General features: G+C 72.9%; 19 protein-coding genes and 1 pseudogene. 7 read left to right on the forward strand and 13 right to left on the reverse strand.

Translation table 11 applies throughout. The features are described 5' to 3' along the window. The first annotated feature begins 346 nt into the window (after window positions 1-346). Window positions 347-1,240 (forward strand): hypothetical protein, encoded by an 894-nt coding sequence (locus tag ACIG5E_RS10905; RefSeq protein ID WP_396532981.1) that lies wholly within the window; start codon window positions 347-349, stop codon window positions 1,238-1,240. 167 nt (window positions 1,241-1,407) lie between these two features. On the opposite strand, the gene ACIG5E_RS10910 is transcribed toward ACIG5E_RS10905, so the two are convergent. Beyond that, window positions 1,408-2,322, reverse strand: coding sequence for an SAM-dependent methyltransferase (locus ACIG5E_RS10910; RefSeq protein WP_396532982.1), 915 nt, complete (start codon window positions 2,320-2,322; stop codon window positions 1,408-1,410). Then, window positions 2,322-3,674: an MFS transporter gene (locus ACIG5E_RS10915; protein ID WP_396532983.1), complete on the reverse strand. Its 1,353-nt coding sequence runs from the start codon at window positions 3,672-3,674 to the stop codon at window positions 2,322-2,324. Before ACIG5E_RS10915 ends, ACIG5E_RS10910 begins: the two co-directional genes overlap by 1 nt. A gap of 301 nt (window positions 3,675-3,975) precedes the next feature. Between ACIG5E_RS10915 and ACIG5E_RS10920 the strand changes: the two genes are divergently transcribed. Together ACIG5E_RS10920 and ACIG5E_RS10925 are read left to right on the forward strand one after the other, a co-directional pair. Then, window positions 3,976-6,378, forward strand: coding sequence for an ATP-binding protein (locus ACIG5E_RS10920; RefSeq protein ID WP_396532985.1), 2,403 nt, complete (start codon window positions 3,976-3,978; stop codon window positions 6,376-6,378). Between the two features lie 57 nt (window positions 6,379-6,435). Next, window positions 6,436-6,741, forward strand: coding sequence for a hypothetical protein (locus tag ACIG5E_RS10925; RefSeq protein ID WP_396532987.1), 306 nt, complete (start codon window positions 6,436-6,438; stop codon window positions 6,739-6,741). Between the two features lie 79 nt (window positions 6,742-6,820). Here ACIG5E_RS10925 and ACIG5E_RS10930 read toward each other — a convergent pair whose 3' ends face one another. Next, complete coding sequence (locus ACIG5E_RS10930) at window positions 6,821-6,943, reverse strand: hypothetical protein (protein ID WP_396532988.1); 123 nt, start codon at window positions 6,941-6,943, stop codon at window positions 6,821-6,823. Here ACIG5E_RS10930 and ACIG5E_RS10935 point away from each other — a divergent pair. After that, entirely contained in the window at window positions 6,942-7,982 is a 1,041-nt protein-coding gene (locus tag ACIG5E_RS10935) for a LysR family transcriptional regulator (protein WP_396532989.1), read from the forward strand. The genes ACIG5E_RS10930 and ACIG5E_RS10935 overlap by 2 nt on opposite strands. Here ACIG5E_RS10935 and ACIG5E_RS10940 read toward each other — a convergent pair. The 8 genes from ACIG5E_RS10940 to ACIG5E_RS10975 all read right to left on the reverse strand — a co-directional run bounded on the left by ACIG5E_RS10940 (window position 7,928) and on the right by ACIG5E_RS10975 (window position 17,030). After that, window positions 7,928-9,142, reverse strand: a complete 1,215-nt coding sequence (locus ACIG5E_RS10940) for a M6 family metalloprotease domain-containing protein (RefSeq protein WP_396532990.1) — start codon at window positions 9,140-9,142, stop codon at window positions 7,928-7,930. The two genes, ACIG5E_RS10935 and ACIG5E_RS10940, sit on opposite strands and share 55 nt — an antisense overlap. A gap of 194 nt (window positions 9,143-9,336) precedes the next feature. Next, window positions 9,337-10,515 carry a M6 family metalloprotease domain-containing protein gene (locus ACIG5E_RS10945; protein WP_396532991.1) on the reverse strand — a complete coding sequence of 393 codons (1,179 nt, stop codon included), beginning with the start codon at window positions 10,513-10,515 and terminating at the stop codon, window positions 9,337-9,339. Window positions 10,516-10,537: 22 nt separating this feature from the next. Then, window positions 10,538-11,785 (reverse strand): alpha/beta fold hydrolase, encoded by a 1,248-nt coding sequence (locus ACIG5E_RS10950; RefSeq protein ID WP_396532992.1) that lies wholly within the window; start codon window positions 11,783-11,785, stop codon window positions 10,538-10,540. A gap of 32 nt (window positions 11,786-11,817) precedes the next feature. Beyond that, the gene (locus ACIG5E_RS10955; protein WP_396532993.1) at window positions 11,818-12,783 is read right to left on the reverse strand and encodes an ABC transporter ATP-binding protein; all 966 of its coding nucleotides are present in this window, start codon (window positions 12,781-12,783) and stop codon (window positions 11,818-11,820) included. Then, a complete protein-coding gene (locus ACIG5E_RS10960) occupies window positions 12,780-13,592 on the reverse strand; it encodes an ABC transporter ATP-binding protein (protein WP_396532995.1) in 813 nt (270 codons plus the stop codon). The genes ACIG5E_RS10955 and ACIG5E_RS10960 overlap by 4 nt, the downstream gene beginning before the upstream one ends. Further along, window positions 13,589-14,581 (reverse strand): ABC transporter permease, encoded by a 993-nt coding sequence (locus ACIG5E_RS10965; protein WP_396532996.1) that lies wholly within the window; start codon window positions 14,579-14,581, stop codon window positions 13,589-13,591. Before ACIG5E_RS10965 ends, ACIG5E_RS10960 begins: the two co-directional genes overlap by 4 nt. Then, entirely contained in the window at window positions 14,578-15,459 is an 882-nt protein-coding gene (locus ACIG5E_RS10970) for an ABC transporter permease (protein WP_396532997.1), read from the reverse strand. The genes ACIG5E_RS10965 and ACIG5E_RS10970 overlap by 4 nt, the downstream gene beginning before the upstream one ends. Then, the gene (locus tag ACIG5E_RS10975; protein WP_396532999.1) at window positions 15,456-17,030 is read right to left on the reverse strand and encodes an ABC transporter substrate-binding protein; all 1,575 of its coding nucleotides are present in this window, start codon (window positions 17,028-17,030) and stop codon (window positions 15,456-15,458) included. Before ACIG5E_RS10975 ends, ACIG5E_RS10970 begins: the two co-directional genes overlap by 4 nt. Before the next feature lie 275 nt (window positions 17,031-17,305). On the opposite strand from ACIG5E_RS10975, the gene ACIG5E_RS10980 reads away from it, so the two are divergent. Together ACIG5E_RS10980 and ACIG5E_RS10985 are read left to right on the forward strand one after the other, a co-directional pair. Continuing rightward, window positions 17,306-18,109, forward strand: a complete 804-nt coding sequence (locus tag ACIG5E_RS10980) for a hypothetical protein (protein WP_396533000.1) — start codon at window positions 17,306-17,308, stop codon at window positions 18,107-18,109. Between the two features lie 239 nt (window positions 18,110-18,348). After that, window positions 18,349-19,404 (forward strand): NAD-dependent epimerase/dehydratase family protein, encoded by a 1,056-nt coding sequence (locus tag ACIG5E_RS10985; RefSeq protein ID WP_396533001.1) that lies wholly within the window; start codon window positions 18,349-18,351, stop codon window positions 19,402-19,404. A gap of 2 nt (window positions 19,405-19,406) precedes the next feature. Here ACIG5E_RS10985 and ACIG5E_RS10990 read toward each other — a convergent pair whose 3' ends face one another. Together ACIG5E_RS10990 and ACIG5E_RS10995 are read right to left on the reverse strand one after the other, a co-directional pair. Then, window positions 19,407-20,558, reverse strand: coding sequence for a sensor histidine kinase (locus ACIG5E_RS10990; RefSeq protein ID WP_396533002.1), 1,152 nt, complete (start codon window positions 20,556-20,558; stop codon window positions 19,407-19,409). Then, a complete protein-coding gene (locus ACIG5E_RS10995; RefSeq protein WP_396533050.1) occupies window positions 20,555-21,307 on the reverse strand; it encodes a response regulator transcription factor in 753 nt (250 codons plus the stop codon). Before ACIG5E_RS10995 ends, ACIG5E_RS10990 begins: the two co-directional genes overlap by 4 nt. Before the next feature lie 216 nt (window positions 21,308-21,523). Between ACIG5E_RS10995 and ACIG5E_RS11000 the strand changes: the two are divergent. Beyond that, window positions 21,524-22,243, forward strand: a pseudogene (locus ACIG5E_RS11000) (glycosyltransferase family 2 protein); the annotation flags it as partial. Window positions 22,244-22,297: the final 54 nt, after the last annotated feature.

The raw sequence follows: 22,297 nt of genomic DNA on the forward strand, positions 1-22,297 counted from the left end.
TGGTCTGCGGCCCTGACGGGCCCCTGACAGCAGATCAGCATAGAACGCCAAGCAAACGCCATGGAGTGACCAGTTGGTGTTGGCCAGGATGGTCCCCGGCACACACGCCGCGATCGGCCGATCGAACCGATCACTCAAGGGGGGTCAGATGACCGAGCGAGACATGGACGGGGATCCGGACCGGTTACCGAAACGGACTCCGGCGACCATGCCCGATCCGGGCGAAGCTACCACGGCGCAGGAGTTCGTGAGCCGGCTCCGGGCGTTCAAGGCGTGGTCCGGCGAACCGTCGCTGCGCGAACTCGAGCGCCGCACCGGCCTTCCGCGTAGCACCCTCTGGGGGGACATGAGCCCTCAACGGAGCCGTCTCCCGCCCCTGGAACGGGTGCTGGCCCTCGCCACCGCCTTCGGCGCGCCCGCCGAGGAGCTCGCGCGCTGGCAGTCCGCCTGGCAGCGCATCCAAGTGCGGCAGCAGTCGGCCGAGCCACCGGCGCCGGCCTCGCGGGCCGCCGTCGAGCCGCCGGCACAGGCCTCGCAGGCCGCCGTCGAGCCGTCGGCACCCGACGTGGCACCGCAGGCGCTCCGGGAACCCGATCGGACGGGACGCCACCGATCCGCTCGTCGGCGCCTCATCTGGCCCGTACTGTCGGTCAGCGGTCTGCTCGCCGCCCTTCTGACCACGCCCCTGACCGCCGCCCCGGTCACCGGCGGGAGAGCTGCCACAACCGGCGACCAGCCGTCCTTCCCGGTCGGTGCCCGGACACCGGATCGGTGCGGCTACCTCGGCCGGATCAGCGACAAGGTGGCCGCCTCCCCGCTCGACGCGGCTGCCACAACCGGCGAGTCCTTGCAGATCACGAGCCCGGTCGCCAAGGGTGACACGCTGGTCGTCACCCTGGTCCTCGCCGAAGCCGGCACCGGCCCCATCACCGTGCGGGACACGGCCGGGAACCGGTACCGAGCCACCCGCGACGAGACGAGCGACGGCACCCGACTGACCGTCTTCACGCTGTTCGACGCCAGGCCCCTGGACTCCCTGGACCAGATCACCTTCCTCTGGCCGAGTTCGCAGCCCGACTACACCGCGGTCTACGAGTTCCGGGGCGTCCGATCCGTCGAGCCGGTGAACGCCCCTGGCCCATCGGGCGAACCACCCATCAGCTCCGAGAGTGCGAAGCAGTGCGGCGAAGGCGGCGTCACGGCCGCGCTTCGGGACGACTCCGTGCTCCGCCTCCGCTGATCAGCGAGTGACCCAGAGGTCCTGCCCCTGCTCCGAGAAGACGGGGCGGCGGCCGCACCGGCGCGCAGCTCGCGCACGGTACGGCCGCCCCGGGGTGGCTGCAGGTGGCGGACGCGGCGTGGCAGCGGATGGACCCGCTGTTGCCGCGGGTGGTGGTCAGACCGGTCCTACGGCTTGCGGCCCACGCCGCCGTACACCGAGACGTCGCCGTCGGCCACGGCCGAGGGCTCGCCCAGCTCCGGGTGCCACCGGTTGATCAGGACCACGCCCGGGTCGTCCAGCTCCAGCCCGCCGAAGAAACGTTCCACCTCGGCGTGCGGGCGGGCGTGCACCTCGATCCCGGCCTCGGCGTAGCGGCGCGCGCCGACCGCGACCTGGTCCGGGGCGTTGTCGGCGGTGCCCGCGGTCAGGGCCAGGAAGCTGCCGGAGGGCAGGGCGTTCAGCAGCTTGCGGACGGGCGGGTGCGCGGCCTCGTCGGAGAGGAAGTGCACGATGTTGATCAGCGTCAGCGCGATCGGCTCGCTCAGGTCCAGGGTGGCGGCCACCGCCGGATCGGCCAGGAACTTCGCCGGATCGCGCAGGTCTCCCTCGACGTAGGCGGTGCGGCCCTCGGGCGTGCTGGTCAGCAGCGCGCGCGAATGGGCCAGCACGATCGGGTCGTTGTCCACGTACACCACCCGGCAGGCCGGGTCGACCGCCTGGACGATCTCGTGCAGGTTGGGCGTGGTGGGGATGCCGGTGCCGACGTCCAGGAACTGCCGGATGCCGTGCTGCTCCGCCAGCCGGCGGACCATCCGGTGCATCACGGCGCGGGCGGCCGTGGCCCCGGCCCGGGCGGCGGGCAGGTCGGCGAGCACCCGGTCACCGACCTCGCGGTCCGCCGGGAAGTTGGTCTTGCCGCCGAGCAGGTAGTCGTAGACCCGCGCGGAGTGCGCCCGGTCGGTCCGCAGGTCCACCTGCGGCGGCTGCTCGAAATCCGCCTCGATCAGCCAGCTGTCCGGCTCGTTGCTGTCCACTGTCGCCTCGCCCTCCCCGTCCGGCGTTTGGTCCGGACCACTCAACCACAGGACGTGAACGTCCATCAGGCGGTTCCCGGTGTCCGCTGAATGTCGGCTTCCGCCTCCCGGAGGGCGGCGGTGAACGAGGGCACCCGCATGGCCGTCAGCAGGCCCACCGCCGGTCCGGCGGTGCAGATCGTGACGTAGACCGGGATCACCCCGAGGCCGTTGTGGTGGCCCAGCCACTCGGCCAGCAGCGGGAAGGAGCCGCCGAACGCGGCGATGGTGGCCGCGTTGACCACGCCGACGCCGACCGACCGCACCTCGGTCGGGAACAGCGAACCGGTGAAGACGTTCAGCGTGCCGAGCTGCGTCGCCACCAGCATCCCCAGCAGCACGGCCACCAGTTGGAACGGCAGCCAGCCCCCGCGCAGCCCGACCAGCAGGATCCCGACCATCGGGATCGGCAGTCCGAAGCCGATCCGGGCGACCGGCAGCAGGCCGAAGCGGTCGGCGGCCGCGCCGGTGAGCAGCATGGTGGCCAGGACGATCGCCAGCACCACCGTCATGAAGGACGCGGCCCGCTCCTTGTCGATGACGTGGTACGCGGCGGCGTACTGCGGCAGGTAGGTCAGGGCGAAGTAGTAACCGACCGTGCCGCCCAGGGTGTTGAGGAAGACGGTGAGCACCGCCCAGCGGTGGTCGCGGATCGTGCGCAGGAAGGACGGGCGCCCGCCCGGCCGCACCCGGGCCCGGGCGCGATGGAACTCGGCACTCTCCGGAGCGGTCCGCCGCACCCACACCGAGAACAGTCCGAGCAGCGCGGCCACCAGGAAGCCCCAGCGCCAACCTCCTTGCTCCAGACCGGACTTGCCGATGGTGTGGATCAGCAGGGTGAGCACCCCGAAGGAGAGCAGCGAGCCCAGGACGATCCCGCCGTAGGAGACCGCGCTGAACGCGAAGCGGTGCCGGCGCGGGGCCGTCTCGGTCACGTACGCGGCGACGCTCGGCGCCTCCCCGCCGAAGGCGAGCCCCTGCACCACCCGCACGACGACGGCCAGCACCGCCGCCCAGACACCGATGGTCCGCTGCCCCGGCAGCGCGGCTATGCCCAGGCTCGCGACGGCGATGACGGCCATGCCGAGGCTGAGCGCGAAGCGCCGACCCCGGTTGTCGCTGAGCCGGCCGATCAGGTACGAGCCGACCGGCCGGGCCACGAAGCCGACCGCGAAGGTGGCGTACGCGGCGAGCACACCGCTGACCCCGCCCTTGCCGTGGCCGAACAGGTCGGCGGCGAAGTAGGGCGCGAGCACGGCGTAGATGTTCCAGTCGAAGGCCTCGACCACCGACCCCACCGTCGCCGCCGCCAACTCCCGCCGCCGGCCCCCGTCCTGCACCCCGTCGCGGGCCGGGGCGGTACCGATGTGATCTCTCATGGCGTCAGCATGGCACCGTTCGACCTGCGACGGAATCCGCGGCGGTGACCCCGCGACGGCCGGGCTGCGGTCGGCCGTCGCGGGGGTCTGGGCGGGGCCCGGCACCCCCGGACCGGTCCGTCGGGCGTTCATCTTCACCCCGGTGCGGCCGCGCTGACCACGACGTTGACCTGACGTTGACCTGACACTTGGGCCCCGTGGGGCTACGCTCATTCGCGATCCGGCTCGGACGGGCGGGGCGACGACGCGGATCACAGGGGACTCGGGGGGATCTGTGGGGGCTGCGATTTTTGCTGCGCTGTTGCGGGAACGACGCCTGTCGGCGGGGTGGAGTCAGGACGAACTCGCGGAGCGCTCGGGGGTGTCGGCCCGGTCGATCAGCGCCCTGGAGGCGGGCGGGCGCCGCCCGCGGATGTCCTCGGTGATCCGGCTCGCCGGGGCCCTCGGCGTCGACCCGGACACCCGTGCCCAGTGGCTGACGGCGGCGCGGGACACGGACGCCCGGCAGCCCGCGGAGCCGGACGGAGCGGACGGGCCGGGCGGTTCGGACGGCTCGGACAGGCCGGACGCCCCGGTGGCGGCGCTCGACGGCAGCCCGGCCGTCGCCGCCAAGCTTCCGAGCGGTCCGAGCGGTCCGAGCGGTCCGAGCGGTCCGAGCGGTCCGCAGCAACTGCCCATGGCCATCCGCCACTTCACCGGCCGGACCAGGGAGCTCCAGCTGCTCGACGAGCTGCTCGTCGACGTGACCCCCGGCTGCGGCGCGGTCGTGATCTCGGCCATCGCCGGCACCGCGGGCGTGGGCAAGACCACCCTGGCCGTGCACTTCGCCCACCGGGTGGCCGACCGCTTCCCCGACGGCCAGCTCTTCGCCAACCTGCGCGGGTTCGACCCGGCCCGGGCCCCGGTCGACGCCGCCGATGTCGCGCGCGGCTTCCTGGACGCGCTGGGCGTCCCGGCCCTCCGCGTCCCCGCCGACCCGGACGGGCAGCTCGCGCTGCTGCGCAGCCGGCTGGCGGGCACCCGGACGCTGATCGTCCTGGACAACGTCCGCGAGGCGGAACAGGTCCGCCCGCTGCTCCCCGGCTCGAACACCTGCCTGGTCGTGGTCACCAGCCGGAACCGGCTGCCCGGGCTGGTCGCCCTGGACGGCGCCGTACCGCTGGCCCTGGACGTGCTCTCCCCCGCGGAGGCGCGCGAACTGCTCGCCCGCCGTCTGGGCGCCGCAACCGTCGCTGAGCAGCAGGACGCGGCCGACGAGCTGACCGAGCTGTGCGCCCGGTTGCCGCTCGCGCTGAACATCGCCGCCGCCCGGGCGGCCGACCACCCCGGCACCCCGCTCGAAGTGTGGGCGCGCGAGCTGCGCGACTCCCGGGCGCGCCTGGACCTCCTGTCGGCCGGCGACAGCCACGCCGACGTCCGGGTGGTGCTCTCCTGGTCCTACCGCGCCCTGACCCCGCAGGCCGCCCGCCTGTTCCGGCTGCTCGGCCTGCACCCCGGCCCGACCATCAGCACGGCGGCGGCCGCGAGCCTGGCGGGCCGGCCGCTGTCCGAGACCCGCGCCCTGCTGGAGGAGCTGCACCGCGCCCATCTGATCACCGCGCCGGAGCGCGACCGATACACCTTCCACGACCTGCTGCGCGCCTACGCCGCCGAGCAGGCGGCCGCCCTCGAACCCCCGCAGGGGCAGGCCGCGGCGACTCGACGGATGCTCGACCACTACCTCCACACCGCCCACCGCGCCGCCTGCCTCGCCTACGCCGACGACGCCTCCTGGCACTCGCTCGACCTCGCGGAGCCCGCCACCGGGGTGACGCCCGAGGGGCTCGGCGACCGGCGGCAGGCGCTCGACTGGTACCGGGAGGAGCAGCCGGTGCTGGAGCGGATCGTCGACTCGGCACACCGGACGGGAGCCGATGTCCACGCCTGGCAGCTCGTCGGCGCCCAGGTGCCCTACCTGCTCAAGTCGGGGCTGTGGCAGCAGTGGCAGCGGGCGAGCGAGACCGCGCTGGCCGCCGCCGAACGCACCGGCGACCTCGGCCACCAGGCCCACGCGCACCGCTGGCTCGGCCAGGTGCACCGCTCCCAGGGCCGCCAGCCCGAGGCCCAGCGCGAACTGCGTCTGGCCCTCGGTCTGTTCGACGCGCTCGGCGACCGGCCGCGGGAGGGCCGGACCCGGCTCGACCTGGCCATCGCCCACGGCGAGGAACACTCCGACGCCGAGGCCGTGGCCGAGTCCCGCCGGGCCCTGGAGCTGTTCGAGGCCATCGGCGACCCATCCGGGCAGGCCCTCGCGCTCAACAGCATCGGCTGGTACCTGGCTCAGCAGGGCAAGCTGCGGGAAGCGCTCCCGCAGTGTCAGCGCGCCCTGGACCTGGCCCGCGACGCCGGCAACCTCCCCGGCCAGTCGTCCATCTGGGACAGCATCGGCTTCATCCACCACCGTCTCGGCGAGTACCACGAGGCCCTGCCCGCCTACCACGAGTCCCTGCGGCTGCGGGTGGCGGTCGGCGACTACTTCCTCCAGGCCGACATCCACACCCACCTCGGGGACACCCACCTCGCGCTCGGCGACGTCGAGGCCGCCCGGGCGGCCTGGATCCGCAGCCTCGCCATCCTGGAGGACCTGCAGCACCGGGACGCCGACGCCGTCCGGGCCCGCCTGAACAGTCACCCCGCGCCGGAACCGCCCCGGCGCACTCCCTGAGCAGCTCGCGGCACGCCTGGCACGCTGATAGGAGTGTCCCAAAAGGAGGTGTATGCGATGGCGCGCCGCCGCGACGACTGGAACACCGCGCTGTTGCGTGCCGCGACCCGATGGTCCGGGCGCGCCGACCGCTGCGCCGGCTGGACCCGCCAGGGCGTGGAACGCTGCCGCCGCTGGGCCCGTGAGGGTGCCCAGCGGCCCGGTGAGCTCGCGCCCCCGTCCTGGTTCGCCATCGCCCTCCCGTTCGGCATCGCGTGGTACCGGGCCCTCGGTGGCACGGCGCGGGCGTGGTGCCGGGTGGGCAGCTGGTCGTACCGGGTCCTCGGCCGCGCGCTGAGCGGCCCGGCGGGGACCGGTGGCTGAGCTGGGCGGCGAGCGGCGCCGCGGTGCGGTGCGGTGTGGTGCGGTGCGATCTTCCCGGACGATCCTCCGCCGCGGGCTGTCAGCTGTTGCCGATCTTGTCGCCGCTCGAATTGAGGACGTACCAGCTCGCGCCGAAGGCGGTGGAGCCCTCGCCGACGCACCCCTGTTGGAAGCGGACCCGATCTCCGTACCATCTCGCCATGGAGCTCGAACTCCGGCACCTCCGGATCATCTGCAGCATCGCGGACAGCGGCAGTCTGACGCGGGCCGCCGCGTCGTTGCGGCTGACCCAACCCGGTCTCAGTGCCCAGTTGACGCGGATCGAGCGGGCGCTCGGTGGTGAGCTGTTCAGCCGCGCGCAATCGGGTGTCGTCCCGACCGCGTTCGGGGAGGTGGTCCTCAGCCGGGCACGGGCGGTGCTGCCGACCGTCGACGAGCTGCTGGAGGTCTCCACTCTCGCCGCGCGGACAGGCTGTTCGCCGCACCGTTTCCGGCTCGGCTCCGTCAACGCTCCCCTGCTCGGCGGGTTGATCGCGGCGATCAGGTCGCACCACCCGGAGGCCGACATCAGCTCGCGGGGCCAGGGCTGCCCCGTCCCGCTCGTCGAGGACATCGCGGGCGGCCGTCTCGAAGCGGCCGTGGTGGGTGACAGCCCCGGTTACGAACTCGCGCTCCCCCCGGGAGTTGCGGTCGAGCCGATCGCCACCGAACCGCTCTTCGTGGCACTTCCCGCAGCCCATCCGCTGGCGGCACTGGAGGAGGTCGGGCTGGAGGACCTCGCGGACGAGGACTGGGCCGCTCCTCGTCCGGACAACGACCGGATCCGTGAGTACTGGTCCAGGACCCTGCTCGTCCTGGGCCATCGCATGCACGTCGTCCACGAGGCGGAGGGCCGACTCCTCCTGGACATCGTCCGCAGCGGCCACGCGGTGAGCTTCTGCCAGGCCACGTTCGAGGAGATGCCAGGCCTCGCCGTACGTCCGATCGTCGGAAATCCGCTCTGGTACCGGCATCTGCTCGCCTGGCACGAGGAGGGGCCGCTGGCGCCGTTGGGCCCCTCACTCGTGCAGAACGTCATCGAGGCGTACCGGACGGCGAGCGCGCGCAGCACGGTCTACCAAAGCTGGCTTGAACGCCACCAGACCGCCGCACCGCCGTTGATCGCGAACGTCCCGGTGCTGCACGGTCACCACTTGGAGGTCCAGACGGTGTCGGTGGAGGCGTCGGAGGCGCTCACGTAGACCCGGATGCGGGCGGTGTCGTCCTGGAACCACTGGCCGGGTTGCCAGGTCTGCATGTCCAGCGTGGTGCAGTTCCCGCCGGCTGCGGCGGCGTCGGGATTGGTGACCAGCTGGATCGGCCCGCTGCCGGTGGCGGTCGAGGTGTCGACCTTGTAGATGACGACGCCGGTGGCGCAGGCGTCGGAGTCGTCGTAGGCGGCCTTGCGGGACTCGGCGACGTAGGCGGTGGTGGCGCTGGTCCTGATCACCGCCAGCCGGTAGCCGCTCCCGCCGTACTCCAGCCCGGTCAGGGTGGTGGTGTACGTGTTCACCGTGTCCAGACAGGACACCTGGCCGTCGGCGATCCAGCCCAACTTCCAGGCCTCCCAACCGAAGTACTGCGGGGCAGGGCCCGAGATCCGGCCCATGAGGTCCCAGCCGCCGACGTACTGGTGCTGGTCGCCACTGTAGGCGTACAGGTCGGGCAGGCCGAAGGTGTGAGCGGTCTCATGGTCGGCCACCTTGTAGCCCCAGTGCCACATGTCCTGTCCGAAGGTCACCGCCCAGTGGACCAGCACCCAGCTACCGGTCGGCGGGTTCCAGACCCAGGTCGGGGCGGCCGGGTCCTGGACGAAGGTGGGGGTGTGCCCGATCGCGGTCGCGGTGGCGGTCGGCACGACGTAGAACATGTCGTACGGGGAGAGGTCGACTCCGGCGGCGGCCGCGGCGGTGAGCGCGTCCTTCACGTAGACCTGGTGCGTACTCCAGGAGAAGCCGCGCTCCCAGCCGTAGTCGGTGGAGTTCTTCGGCATCCGGACCCAGGCGGCGTACGGGGCCTGGATGTCAAGTGCCGTCCGGCCGTAGGAGGCGTTCCACATCCAGTCCTCAGCGCCCTTCAGCGTGTCGTAGTACGACGTGAGGGGCAGGGCGGTGCCGACGGCGTCGGGGAAGTCCACGTAGATCAGGCCGATGTGCTTGGTGCCGATCGGGTTCTGGAACCGGGTGTAGTCGGTCTGCTGGCCCTCGTCGAGGTACCCGGTCGTGCCCTGCAGCGCGCACGCGGAGGTGCTCCCGTCGTCCGCGTGGGCGGGGTGGGCGGGGACGACCAGGGCGAGCAGGGCGGACAGGAGGAGGATGAGCGCCGTCGGCAGCGAGCGCCGGGGTCTGGCTGGGGGCTCCATGAATGCCTCCGATGAGATCGGTCCGGGTGAGGAGCCCGGCCGGCCGCACCCTCGCGGGTGGCCGGCCGGGTGTCGTGAACGGTCCCACATACGGTCGAGTGTCCTGAGTGGTCCCGGGTACGGCCGGATGTCCTGAGCGGTCCCGGGTGCGGTCGGCAACTGCCGTCGTGCGGGAAGGGCGCCTGTCGCCGGGTCTACTGCCTGGTCACCCTGATGGTGTCGGTGAGCGGTCCGCGCTTGACGACGTCGATCCGGACGCCGGTCGCCGGGTCGGTGAAGGACTGGCCGGGTCGGTAGGCGGCCATGTCGAGCAGCGTGCAGCCCGTGGGCGGCGTGGCGGTGGGGTTGCCGTTGACCACCTGGATCGGGCCGTCACCGGTCGGGGTGGCGGTGTCCACCTTGTAGACCAGCACCCCGGTGGAGCACGCCTTGCCGTCGGCGCCGACGGCCCGGCGGGACTCGGCGACGTAGGCGGTGGTCGCGCCGGTCCGGATCACCGCGATCTTGGTGCCGCCGGGGCGTTCGACCGCCTTCAGCCGGACGGTTCGGCTGCCGGCAGCGGGCAGGCAGGCCACCTGGCGGTCGTCGATCCAGCCGAACTTCCAGCGCTCCCAGCCGACGTGCTGCGGCGCGGGGCCGGCGATGTCGCCCATCAGGTCCCAGCCGCCGACGTAGCGGTGGTAGTCGGCGGCAGTGAAGGCGTAGAGGTCGGGCAGGCCGAAGGTGTGCGAGGTCTCGTGGTCGGCGACCTTGTAGCCCCAGTGGTACATGTCCTGGCCGAAGGTGACCGCCCACTTGATCCGTCTGCCGTCGGCGGTGATGCCCGCGGTGCTCGGGTCGTAGAGGTAGGTGGGCGAGAAGGTGATCGCGGAGGCGGTCTTGGTCGGGACGATGTAGAGCATGTCGTACGTCGAGTAGTCCACGTACGGGTCGGCCGCCTGGACGGCCTGCTTCACGTAGAGCTCGTGCTGCTCGAAGGTGATGCCGCGCTCGAAGCCGTAGGAGGAGGCGGCCTGCGGCATGTGGATCCAGCGCTTCAACGGGTCGATGTCCAGCCGGGCCCGGCCGTAGGAGTCCTGCTTCATCCAGTCCTGGGCTGGGGCGAGTTGGCGATAGTAGTCGTCCGGTGAGCCGGTGGCCGGGGCGTCGGGGAAGTCCACGAAGAGCATCAGCACGTGCTTGGTGCCGAGCGGCTGCTGGAACTGGGTGTAGTCGGTGTTGTGGCCCTCGTCCGTCCAGCCGGTGGCTCCGGCCAGGGCGCAGTCGGAGGCCGGAGCACCGGCGCCGGGCCGCGCGGTGTCGGCCGCCGCCGGGGTGGCGGCGAGCAGTGGCAGGGTGAGCGCCAGGGCGGCGGCGAGCGGGTGGGGTTTCATCGGTTTCCTCTCTGACGATCAGTCAGCATCGGCCGGAGGCCAGGTCCATGAGGCGGGCGAGCACTCGCTCGCCGGAGGCGGTCACCCCGTCGTGCTGCCACTCGTCGGTGACCCAGGTGCGCAGAGCGCCGACCGTGCGGGCGGTGCGCAGCGAGAGGCCGGCGTCGACGTACATGTCGTCGTGGTAGACGGCCGCGGCGACCGGGACCCGATTGGCGGCGAGCCGGGCCGGGTCGTACAGGGCGGGCCAGTCGGTGCGTTCGGCGAGCAGGTGGACGGCCTCGGCGAACGGGCGCAGCCCGGCGATCTCCTCGAACATCCAGGGGTAGAACATCTCGCCGGTGAACAGCAGGGGGTCGGCGTCCTCGGTGAACTCGGGGTGCTCGGCCATGGCCCGGGCCGCGGCCCAGCCGGTGGCGGCGCCCGGGCGGCCGTAGATCGACTCCTGGAGGACGGCGAAGAGCGGGTTGTCGGTGAAGCCGGTCAGGTTCGCCACCTGCTGCAGGAACGTGGCCGAGGGCTCGCCGTCCGGGTCGAGGGCCTCGTCAAACAGCCAGTGCAGGCGCTCGAAGCCGTCGCCCATGCCGAGGGCCAGTCCCAGGGTGCGCAGCCGGCGGACCGTCAGCCGGTCGCCGTCGGGGAGGTGGACGGCCTTCCGGTCGAGCAGATCGGCGATCCGGCGGACCAGCCGGCGGTCCTCGGGGTAGCGGGCGTAGTAGGCGCCCACCATGTCCCGCACGCGGGGGTAGGTGGCGGCGTAGACGTCGTCGGCGGCGGCGTCGAGGCCGGGCAGGCCGCCGGTGATGTAGCAGGCGCGCAGAGCTTCGGGGGCGAGGGACAGGTAGCTGAGGGTGACGAAGCCTCCGTAGCTCTGGCCGAGGGTCTCCCAGGGTTCGTCGCGGCACAGTCGACGGCGGATCAGCTCCGCGTCGGCGACGATCGAGTCGGCACGGAAGCGGGCGAGGTGATCGGCCAGCGCGCCGGCCGAGGGGAAACGGGTGGCGGCCCGTGCGGTGAGCGGTGTGGAGCGCCCGGTGCCACGCTGGTCCAGCAGCAGAACCCGGTGGGTCTTGAGCGCGTGGCCGAGCCAGCCGGTGGTGGCGTTCAGCGGGCGGGGGGACTTTCCGCCCGGGCCGCCCTGGAGGTAGAGGAGCCAGGGGAGTCGCTCACCGGACCGTACCGGGTCGACGACCTCGCGGGCGAACAACTCGATGGTTCCCCGCGCGGGTTCGGTGTGGTCGAGCGCCACCGTGAAGACGTGGTCGGTCACCGAGAGTCCTGGAAGGCGGTAGCTGGACTGGATCACGGCGTCCTCTCGGGGTAGTGGCAGGCGACCTGCTGTCCGGGGGCGATCGTCCGCAACTGCGGACGATCGGCGGCGCAGAGTTCGTCGGCCTTGGGGCAGCGGGTGCGGAAGCGGCAGCCGCTGGGCGGGTCGAGCGGGCTGGGCAGGTCGCCGTGGAGCACGATCCGCTCCCGGGCGGTCTCCAGGTCCGGGTCGGGCAGCGGCACGGCGGACAGCAGGGCGTGGGTGTACGGGTGAGCGGGGGTGGCGAACAGGGTGTCGCGGTCGGCGGTTTCGACGACCGAGCCGAGGTACATCACGGCGATCCGGGTGCTGATCTGGCGGACGGCGCCGAGATCGTGGGCGATGAACAGGTAGCTCAGCCCGTACTCGTCCTGCAGGTCCTTGAGCAGGTTGAGGATCTGCGCCTGGACCGACACGTCGAGTGCCGAGACCGGCTCGTCGCACACCACCAGCTTCGGGCGCAGGGCCAATGCCCGGGCGATGCCGATGCGTTGGGCCTGTCCGCCGGAGAACTCGTGGGGATGGCGGTCGGCGTGCTCCGGCCGCAGGCCGACCCGGGCCAGCAGCGCCTCGGCCGGCTGGTCGGGCTCCAGGCCCTGGTAGCGGTGGGCGCCGGCGAGGATCCGACGGACGGTGTGCCGGGGGTTGAGCGAGGAGAAGGGGTCCTGGAAGACCATCTGCAGGTCACGGCGGAGCGGGCGCAGGGCCGTCTCGTCCAGCCCGGCGAGATCGTGCCCGGCGAAGTGGATGCTGCCCGAGGTGGGACGCTCCAGGCGGGTGATCAGTTTGGCGACGGTGGACTTCCCGCAGCCGGATTCGCCGACCAGGCCGAGGGTTTCGCCGGGTCCGACGGCCAGGGAGACCCCGTCGACGGCCGCGACATGGCCGGCCAGCCGTCGGGTCAGACCGTGGCGTACCGGGAAGTGCTTGACCAGGTTCCGTACGTCGAGGAGGCTCATTCTTCAGCTCCGAGGGTGGGCAGCCGGTCCGGCAGGGGCCCGTCGATACGCGGAACGCAGGCGAGCAGGCCTCGGGTGTACGGGTCCTGCGGCCGGTGGAACACGTCCCGTACCGGACCGCGCTCGACCGCGCGCCCCTGGTGCATCACCACGACCTGGTCGGCCAGTCCGGCGACCACGCCCATGTCATGGGTGATCAGCATGATCGCCGTGCCGGCCTGCTCCCGGAGCTCGCGCAGCAGTTGGAGGATCTGCGCCTGCACCGTGACGTCCAGCGCGGTGGTCGGCTCGTCGGCGATCAGCAGGTCCGGTTCCAGACACAGGGCCATCGCGATCATCACCCGCTGCCGCATCCCGCCGGAGAACTCGTGCGGATAGCAGCGGGCCCGCCGTTCCGGCTCCGGGATGCCGACCCGGTCCAGCATGCGCACCGCGACCCGGTGCGCCTGCCTGCGTCCGGCGCGGTGGTGCGCCCGGTACGCCTCGGCGATCTGGAACGCCACCGAGTAGTACGGGTTGAGGCAGGACAGCGGGTCCTGGAAGATCATCGCGATCCGGTCGCCGCGCAGCCGGCGCAGCGAGCGCTGGTCGAGTTCGGTCAGCTCCCGCCCGTCGAAGCGGATCTCGCCGCTGACCCGGGCGTCGCGCAGCAGGCCGAGGACGGCGAGGCTGGTGACCGACTTGCCGCTGCCTGACTCGCCGACCACACCGAGCACTTGGCCGGCCTCCAGGTCGAGGTCGAGCCCGTCCACGGCGCGGACGCCGGAGCGGAACTCCACGGCCAGGTCACGTACCGTCAGCAAGGTCATCCGACGGCCCTCACTCTCGGGTCGAGCACGGCGTACACGAGGTCCACCAGCAGGTTGGCGAGCACCACGAAGGAGGCCGCGAACAGCGTCACCCCGAGGATCACCGGCTGGTCGGCGGAGGCGATCGCGTCAGCCGCGAGCTTTCCGACTCCCGGCAGACCGAACACCGACTCGGTGATCAGCGCACCGCCGAGCAGCGCGCCCAGGTCCATGCCGAAGATGGTCACGATCGGCATCAGGGCGGGCCGCAGGGCGTGCCGCCGCACCACTGTGATCTCGGGCAGGCCCTTGGCACGGGCGGTGCGTACGTAGTTCTGGCCGAGGCTCTCCAGCATCTCGCCACGGGTGACCCTGGCGTAGATCCCGGCGTACAGCAGGGCGAGGGTGATCCAGGGCATCACCATCGACTGCGCCCAGCCGGCCGGATCGACGGTGAACGGCACGACCAGCGGGTAGGGCAGCAGCTTGAACTGCACCACCAGCAGGTACTGCAGTACCAGGGCGGTGAAGTAGATCGGCAGCGACACCCCTCCGAGGGCGGCCGTCATCGCCGCCCGGTCCCACAGGCTGCCACGCCGCAGGGCCGAGACCGCTCCGGCACCGACGCCGACGGCGAGCCACAGCACGGCGGCACCGATGGCGATCGAGAAACTGACCGGCAGTCGGCTGGTGAGCAGCTGCCACACCGGCTGGTCGGTCTGGAAGCTGAACCCCAGGCACGGGAAAGGACAGTTGACGGCCTGCGCGCCGCTGCCGTACGTCCGGCCCGAGACGATGCCTGTCAGGTAGTCGCCGAACTGGGTGAGCGGGGAGTGGTTCAGCCCGAGGGTGGTGCGGATCTCGGTGATCCGCTCCGGGCTGCATGCCTTGCCGCAGGCGCCCTGCGCCGGGTCCGCCGGCATCAGGTAGAAGATGGCGAAGGTGGCGGCGCAGATCACCAGCAGGATGGCCGCCGTGACGGCAAGTCTTCGCAGTAGGTAGAGGATCATCGTTTCCGGCTCCGGGGGTCGAGCGCGTCGCGGACGGCGTCGCCGAGCACGTTGAAGGCGAGCACGGTGACGAACAGGAAGGCGCCGGGAATCAGGAAGTAGGCGGGGTCGGCGGCGTACCAGGGCACGGCGGTGGCGATCATCTGACCCCAGGAGGGGGTGGGGGCCTGGACACCCACGCCGAGGAAGGACAGGCCGGCCTCGGTGGCGATGTAGCCGGGGATCGACATGGTGGCCACCACCAGGACCGGTCCGGTCAGGTTGGGCAGCACCTCGCGCAGCAGCAGCGCCCGGCGGGAGGCGCCGAGCACCCGGGCCGCCGCGACGAACTCGCCCCGGGCCAGCACCATCGCCTGCCCGCGTACGATCCGGCCGACGTACGGCCAGCCGAAGAAGCCGAGCACCACGACCAGCAGCAGGCGTCGGTCCGTGCCGGGCGCCGCCGAGATCAGAGCGATCATGAAGATGAGGCTGGGGAAGGACAGCAGCAGGTCCATGGTGCGCCCGATCACGGTGTCGACCCAGCCGCCGAAGAAGCCCGCGACCAGGCCCAGCGCCGTTCCCAGCACCACCGACAGCGCGGTGGCGAGCACGGCGATCAGCAGCGACACCTGTGCGCCGTACACCACCCGGGCGAGCACGTCCCGGCCGTTGACCGGCTCCACGCCCAGCCAGTGCCCGGTGCTGATCCCGCCTGCGGCGCCGCGCGGCAGGCCGCCGAGCGCCGGGTCCACCGCGTCGCCGTGGAAGGCGGTCGGCGAGCTCCCGGCGATCCAGGTGATCAGCGGCGCGGCAACCGCGACCAGGACCAGCCCGGCCACCACGGTCAGCGCGAGGGCCGCCGAGCGCTGGGCCAACAGCCTCCGGATGACGGTCACTTGCGCAACCCCAGGGAGACCAGGTCGAGCCGGCCGACGTAGCCGATGTGCCCGTACGCTCCGGCGACGTTCGGACCGACGAGGACCGGCGCCTTGTCCCACAGGAACGGCACCACCGGGGCGTCCTGCATGATCTGCTGGGCGAGCTGCCCGTACGCCGCCTGAGCCGCGGCCGGGTCCCCCGTCGCGGCGATCTTGTCGATCTGCGCGTCGACGGCCGGGGAGTCGTACTGCGAGTAGTTGTTGTTGCCCTGACCGGTGATCAGGCGCCCGTCGAACACGATCGGCAGGTACGTCGAGGCGCCGGGCCAGTCCGGGGACCAGCCGGCGATCACCAGGTCGTGCTCCTGGGACGTGTTGCCGACCGTGCTGTAGAAGGCCGAGGAGCTGATCTCGTTGATCCTCACGGTGATGCCGGCGCGGCCGAGCGAGGCCTGCACCGCCTCGGCCTGCGCCTTGCCGGCGGTCGAGGCCGGGGCGTCGAGGGTCAGGGTGAGGCCGGAGGCGTGGCCCGCCTCGGCGAGCAGCGTCTTGGCCTTCTCCGGGTCGCCCTTGCCGTCCTTGCTCGGGTAGGGGTCCTCGGCCTGGTAGCCGAGGGCCGGCGGCAGCAGGCTGGTCGCCAGGTCGCCGGCGATCGGACCGCCGCGGGTGGTGCGCAGGGCGTCCTTGTCCAGCGCGTAGGCGATGGCCTGGCGCACCCGGACGTCGTCGAGCGGCTTGTGCCTGGTGTTGATGCTCAGGTAACGGGTGTTGATCGAGTCGCCGGTGACCAGCCGGCTCTTCACCTGCGGATCGTTCAGCACCCGCCCGACCGAGGCGGGGCCGATCGGCTCCAGCGCGACCGCGTTCGCGTCCTCTCCCTGACCGGCGATCAGCCGCTGGTCGACCACCGCCGCATCCAGGCCCAGGTCGATGACGACCTTGTCGGGCAGGCCCTTGCGGACGGTGTCGGTGGCCTGGTCCCAGCTGGTGTTGCGGACCAGGGTGAGCTGCTTCTTGGGCTCGAAGCTGTCGATCTTGTACGGGCCGGAGGAGAACGGGCGGGAGTCGTAGTTGACGCCGGCGTCCTTGTCCCGCGGCACGGGGGCGAACATCGGCAGCGACACCGCCGAACCGAAATCGGCCACCGGGCGGTTGAGATGGAAGACGACGGTGCTGTCGTCCGGGGTCTCGATCGAGGCCAGCCCACCGGAATCCTTGTAGGGACCCTTGTACGACTCGCCGCCGGCCAGCCACATCCGGGCGTACGGCGGGCCCTCCGGCAGCTCGGCGGCGAAGGTCCGTTCCACTCCGTACTTGACGTCCTCGCTGGTGATCGGCCGGCCGTCCTCGAACTTCACTCCCGGCTTGAGGGTGAAGGTCCAGGTCTTCGCGCCGTCGCCGGGCCGACCGGTGTCGGTGGCCAGGTCCGGCACGATCTTCCCGCCCGCCTGGCCCGGCGCGGCGGCGAAGGTGGTCAGCGTCCGGTAGATCAGCCGGCTCACGTCCTCCGAGGACGTGACGTAGTTGCGCGCCGGGTCCAGGTGCTCCAGGTCGAGGGTGGACAGCACATGCAGCGTGCCACCCTTCACCGCAGCCGCGTTCGCCCCGGTGGCGCCGTCGCCGGATCCCGTACAACCGGCAACCGACAGCAGCCCCAGGGCCGCGGCGAGGGCCGGCCCGACTCTTCGTTGTCCCACGTCTCCTCCATGCATGATGTGACATTTCATGCGTGGGAGAAGATTGGCCGACCGACGAGCCCCCCAGAAGATCCCAGCACCCCATCACATCGCGTTATGGTCTGGTCCGGGCCGGGATCGACTCGATCTCCGTGGCCACACACCACTGAGCCGAGACGGAGACACCCTTGCGCATCACCGACGCCCGCACCGGGCGACGTACCGAGGTCCGTCCGCACCGGGTCGGGCTCCTGCACGCGAGCATCGAGGTCGGCGAGCAGGGCCCCCCGTTCACCCTCGGGGATCTGCGAGCCCTGGTGGCCGGTGACGTCCTGGCCCGCACCTGCGAGGCCCAGGGCCTGCAAGTGATCACCGAACTCGTCGTCCCGGACACTCCTGGCGAGGAGACCCGGGCCCTGCTCAAGGCCGCCGACCGGCTCGGCGTCCGGCCACCCGCCGGACTGAGCACACGGCACGATGCGGACAGCTCGAACCGAGCCGCGGCCGACCTCGCCATCGCCGGCCGCTCACCTTTCCCCGCCGGCCCGGCGTCCGCGCCGCTCCTGGTCACCGGCCCGGTGACGATGCCCCGGCAGGCCGGTCCGGATTCCGGAGACGAACCGTCGGCCTCGATCGCCGTGGATGCGCAGGACCCCCTCGCGCTGCGCCTCGCCTTCCTCGAACACCCCGTCAGCGCCCCGATCCGGTTCACCGACGACGATCTGGCGAACGCGGCGGAAAGGCTGACCCGCTGGCGCGCGCTGGTCGCCGACACCGCCCGCGAGCCGTCCGGCCCGCCGGATGCCGACATGGTCCAGGCGGCCTTCGACGGCCTCGACGAGGACCTGGATGCCCGGGTCGCGGTACGCGCCCTGCACGCGCTGGAGGCCCGGGCCACCCTGCCGGACGGCACCCGCTTCGAAACCTACCTGCGCCTGGACCAGATCCTCGCCCTCGAACTCGGCCGCGACATCGGCCGATCGCCCGGATGAACCGGCCGGGCGAGGCGCCCCTGCGCAGGACGGCACCCTGGTCGCCGGGGAGGCCGCCGCGCGTCCGACGCCCGCCCCGGGCCGGTCGGCGCCGATCGTCGGCACCGGCCCGAACACGCCGCCGCCGTACGCTCCGCCGGTCCGGCGCGGCCCCGATCGCCGCCCGGAGTCTTACCGAAGCGTGACACGACGCCAGCCTCGGCCGGTTCTCCCGGCGTCGGCCGGTAGCGTCGGCGGTCATGAGGATTCTGGTCACCGGCGGTGCCGGGTTCATCGGTTCGGCGGTCTCACGGGCCCTGGCCGCGGCGGGGCACGAGGTCCGCGTCCTGGACGCGCTGCTGCCCGCCGTCCACCCCCGCGGAGTGCCGCCCGTGCTGCCGGACGGCGTGGAGCTGCGGCACGGTGATGTGCGGGACGCGACGACGGTCGAGCAGGCGCTGGCCGGTGTGGACGCGGTCTGCCACCAGGCGGCGATGGTCGGTCTGGGGCTGGACCTCGACGACGCGCCCGCCTACGCCGGCTGCAACGACCTGGGCACGGCGGTCCTGCTCGCCGCGATGGCGCGCTCGGGAGTGCGGGAACTGGTGCTCGCCGGGTCGATGGTGGTCTACGGGGAGGGCCGGTACCGGTGCCCGGTGCACGGGGACGTCTCGCCCGGCCCGCGGCGCCCGGACCAGCTGGACGCCGGCCGGTTCGAGCCGCCGTGTCCGCGGTGCGGCGCCGAACTGAGCCCCGGGCTGGTGGCGGAGGACGCGCCGGCCGATCCGCGCAACGTGTACGCGGCCACCAAGCTGGCCCAGGAGCACCTGGCCGGCGCCTGGGCCCGCGCCTGCGGGGGCCGCGTCCTGACGCTGCGCTACCACAACGTCTACGGACCGGGAATGCCGCGCGACACCCCGTACGCCGGGGTCGCCTCGCTGTTCCGCTCGGCGCTGGCCCGCGGCGAGGCGCCGAGGGTGTTCGAGGACGGCGGCCAGCGCCGGGACTTCGTCCACGTCCAGGACGTCGCGGACGCCAACCTCGTCGCGCTCGCGGCGGTCGGCAGCCGGCCGCCGGGCAGCGCCCGGGCGTACAACGTGGGCAGCGGCGAGGTCCGGACGGTCGGCGAGATGGCCGAGGCGCTGGCCGCCGCCCACGGCGGGCCGGCGCCGGTGGTGACCGGCGAGTACCGGCTCGGCGACGTCCGGCACATCACCGCCGACTCCTCGCGGCTGCGCGAGGAACTCGGCTGGCGGGCCCAGGTGTCCTTCTCGGACGGCATGAAGGAGTTCGCGGCGGCGTCGCAACGCGCCTGACGTCAGTTCCGGGCGGCGGGAAGGACGATCTCGAAGCAGCAGCCCCCGGCGACGTTGTACACCCGGGCGCGACCGGCGTGGGCCTCGACGATGCCGCGGACGATGGCGAGCCCGAGCCCGGCGCCACCGCTCTCGCCCCGCGCCCGGGAGCTCCCCGGAACGGCCGGGCGGGGGGTGCGGGCGGTGCTGCCGCGCCACCCCGTCTCGAACACCCGGGACAGGTCCTGCTCCGGGATGCCGCCGCAGCCGTCGGTGACCGAGAGCACCACCTCGTCCGCCCGCCGGCGGGCGGAGACGGCCACCACGCCGTCCTCGGGGGTCGAACGGATCGCGTTGACCAGGAGGTTGCCGAGCACCCGGGTGATCTCACCGGTGTCCACCTCGACGGGTTCGGCGGCGACCTGCCGCCCCTCCAGCCGGACGCCGCTCCGCCGGGCCAGCGGGTGGGCCCCTGCGAGCGCGTCGTCGACGAGATCGTAGACGGAGGCCCGCGACAACGACAGCGACAGCGCTCCGGCCTGGATGCGGGAGAGCTCGAACAGGTCGTCCACCATCCCGGTGAGCCGCTCGACCTCCGTGCGCATCCGCTGCAGGTAGTCCTGTGGACGCTCGGCCACGCCGTCCTCCAGCGCCTCCGCCATGGCGCGCAGGCCCGCGAGCGGGGTGCGCAGGTCGTGCGAGATCCAGGCGATCAGCTCGCGGCGGGAGCTGTCCAGGGCCTGCGCCCGGGCCCGGGACTCGGCCAGCCGGGCGCTGGTGGCGGCGAGCTCCGCGCTGAGCTGGGCCAGCTCCAGGCCGAGCGGAGGCCGCGGCGCGGTGAACCCGGTGTCGCTGCCCACCGTCCGGGCGGCCGCGGTCAGCGCCCTGCTGCCGGCCACGACCTGGCGGCCCAGCAGCGCGGCGGTCGCCAGCGACACCACCGCGGCCATCCCCAGCACCGTGATCACCACCCCGAGGTCGTGCCGGGAGAGGAACATCGCCTGGGCGACGGCGAAGGTCCCGGAGGTGACCGCCAGCACGGTGACGGCGGCGACGCAGAACAGCGACAGCGCGAGCGAGCGCCGGCGCAGCAGCCGGACGGCCGCCCAGCCGAGCAGGCCGGCTCCGCCGGCGCCGAGCGCGGCGAACAGGGCGATGAGCGACAGATCCTTCACGCCGGTCCGTTCGTCGCGTCCGCCCCCGGGGCGAGCACATCCGTCGCAGGGGCGGGCAGGTCCGCCGTCGGGTCGTAGCGGTAGCCGACGCCCCAGACCGTGGTGATCAGCGTCGGCGCGGCGGGGTCGTCCTCGACCTTCTCGCGCAGCCGGCGGACGTGGACGGTGACGGTGGACAGATCACCGAACTCCCAGCCCCACACCCGCTCCATCAGCTCCTGCCGGGAGAACACCGTCCGCGGGTGCCGCAGGAGGAACGCCAGGAGGTCGAACTCCCGTACCGTCAAGAGCAGTTCGCGACCGCCACGGTGAACCCGGCGAGCCTGTGGGTCGAGCGTGAGGTCGCCGGAGACCACCCGTCCGCCGGCCGGACGGACGGCCGCGCCCGCACGGGAGCGGCGCAGCACCGACTGGACCCGCAGGACGAGTTCACGGGGGCTGAACGGCTTGGTGACGTAGTCGTCCGCGCCCAGTTCCAGTCCGAGGATCCGGTCCGTCTCGTCGCCCTTGGCAGTGAGCAGGACGACCGGCAGGTCGGCGCCGTCCGCGCTGGCACGCAGCCTGCGCAGGATCTCCAGGCCGTCGATGCCGGGCAGCATGAGGTCCAGGACCAGCAGGTCCGGGCGGTGGGCGCGGGCCAGGGCGAGCCCTTGCGGGCCGTCGGCGGCACGGTCGACGTGGTGGCCGGCCCGGGCGAGGTAGCCGGTGACGACCTCGGCCACGGTGGGGTCGTCGTCGACCACCAGGATGCGGCCGGGACACGGTGGTCCGGTGGTGGTGGGGCTCTCGTTCACCCCGCCGAGGATAGAGCCCACCGGCCGGTGGCCGGCGGCGCACCCGGGCCCGCGTTCGCATTCCGTAAGATCCCCGGGCCTTCGCGGGATCCCCCGAACGGGTCCCGCCGCACCGACGTAGCACTTCCGTAAGGGCGCGGTTCGGGCCCGGCGGGACCGGCCGCGGCTAGCGTGACCGGCGTGACTTCCTCCCTCCTTCCCGCACCGGTCGCCGACGTCATCCTGCCCTGCCTGGACGAATCCGCCGCCCTGCCGTGGGTGCTCGGGCGCATCCCGCCCGGCTGGCGGGCGATCGTCGTGGACAACGGCTCCCGGGACGGCTCCGCCGAGCTCGCCCGTTCCCTCGGCGCGACCGTGGTCCAGGAACCCCGGCGCGGTTTCGGCGCCGCTTGCCACGCCGGGCTGTGCGCCGCCACCGCCGACCTGGTCTGCTTCCTGGACTGCGACGGCTCGCTCGACCCCGCCCAGCTCCCCCGGGTCGCCGGCCCGGTCCTGGCCGGTACGGCCGACCTGGTGCTCGGCCGCCGCCGGCCGGCCACCACCGGGGCCTGGCCGCTGCACGCCCGTCTCGCCAACGGCGTCCTCGCCCGACGGCTGCGGGCCCGCACCGGCGCCCCGCTGCACGACCTCGGCCCGATGCGCGCCGCCCGCCGCGACCGGCTGCTGGCGCTGGGCCTCGGTGACCGGCGCTCCGGCTACCCGCTGGAGATGGTGCTCTCGGCCTCGGCCGCCGGGCTGCGGATCGCCGAGACCCCGGTCGACTACCTGCCCCGCGCGGGCCGGTCCAAGGTCACCGGCACCCTGCGCGGCACCCGTCAGGCCGTCCGCGACATGCGGGCCGTGCTGGCCGCGCCGCCGCCCACGCTGCTGGTGATCGCCAAGGCGCCCGTTCCCGGCCGGGTGAAGACCCGCCTCACCCCGCCCTGCACCCCGTCCCAGGCGGCG

This window comes from Kitasatospora sp. NPDC053057 (assembly GCF_044546945.1).
Lineage (GTDB): Bacteria > Actinomycetota > Actinomycetes > Streptomycetales > Streptomycetaceae > Kitasatospora.

Excerpts from the sequence above, each read along its gene's own strand:
- ACIG5E_RS10905 (WP_396532981.1), top strand. The coding sequence starts at position 347 with ATGAGCCCTCAACGGAGCCGTCTCCCGCCCCTGGAACGGGTGCTGGCC.
- ACIG5E_RS10910 (WP_396532982.1), bottom strand. The coding sequence starts at position 2,322 with ATGGACGTTCACGTCCTGTGGTTGAGTGGTCCGGACCAAACGCCGGAC.
- ACIG5E_RS10915 (WP_396532983.1), bottom strand. The coding sequence starts at position 3,674 with ATGAGAGATCACATCGGTACCGCCCCGGCCCGCGACGGGGTGCAGGAC.
- ACIG5E_RS10925 (WP_396532987.1), top strand. The coding sequence starts at position 6,436 with ATGGCGCGCCGCCGCGACGACTGGAACACCGCGCTGTTGCGTGCCGCG.
- ACIG5E_RS10935 (WP_396532989.1), top strand. The coding sequence starts at position 6,942 with ATGGAGCTCGAACTCCGGCACCTCCGGATCATCTGCAGCATCGCGGAC.
- ACIG5E_RS10930 (WP_396532988.1), bottom strand. The coding sequence starts at position 6,943 with ATGGCGAGATGGTACGGAGATCGGGTCCGCTTCCAACAGGGGTGCGTC.
- ACIG5E_RS10940 (WP_396532990.1), bottom strand. The coding sequence starts at position 9,142 with ATGGAGCCCCCAGCCAGACCCCGGCGCTCGCTGCCGACGGCGCTCATC.
- ACIG5E_RS10945 (WP_396532991.1), bottom strand. The coding sequence starts at position 10,515 with ATGAAACCCCACCCGCTCGCCGCCGCCCTGGCGCTCACCCTGCCACTG.
- ACIG5E_RS10955 (WP_396532993.1), bottom strand. The coding sequence starts at position 12,783 with ATGAGCCTCCTCGACGTACGGAACCTGGTCAAGCACTTCCCGGTACGC.
- ACIG5E_RS10960 (WP_396532995.1), bottom strand. The coding sequence starts at position 13,592 with ATGACCTTGCTGACGGTACGTGACCTGGCCGTGGAGTTCCGCTCCGGC.
- ACIG5E_RS10965 (WP_396532996.1), bottom strand. The coding sequence starts at position 14,581 with ATGATCCTCTACCTACTGCGAAGACTTGCCGTCACGGCGGCCATCCTG.
- ACIG5E_RS10985 (WP_396533001.1), top strand. The coding sequence starts at position 18,349 with ATGAGGATTCTGGTCACCGGCGGTGCCGGGTTCATCGGTTCGGCGGTC.